This is a genomic window from Clostridioides sp. ZZV14-6387, assembly GCF_020657835.1.
Classification (GTDB): Bacteria; Bacillota; Clostridia; order Peptostreptococcales; family Peptostreptococcaceae; genus Clostridioides; species Clostridioides difficile_A.
The window spans coordinates 1-227 of sequence record NZ_JAGWCW010000162.1 but is presented as its reverse complement, the minus strand read 5'-3'; the positions used below and the strand labels follow the sequence as shown (position 1 = coordinate 227).

The following is a 227-nucleotide window of genomic DNA, read 5'->3' as shown; positions in this document are numbered from 1 at the left end:
GAGAAGCCATCAGATAACAAAAAACCAGAGCAGACTCCAGAAGGAGAGAAGCCATCAGACAACAAAAAACCAGAGCAGACTCCAGAAGAGGAGAAGCCATCAGACAACAAAAAACCAGAGCAGACTCCAGAAGAGGAGAAGCCATCAGACAACAAAAAACCAGAGCAGATTCCAGAAGAGGAGAAACCACTAGATAATAAAAATATAGATCAGACTCCAAAAGAAGA

The 227-nt window shown here is 42.3% G+C and carries 1 pseudogene; it reads left to right on the top strand.

Annotated features, from left to right (window positions below):
- Nucleotides 1-227 (top strand): annotated as a pseudogene (locus tag KGF38_RS20235) (hypothetical protein); the annotation flags it as partial.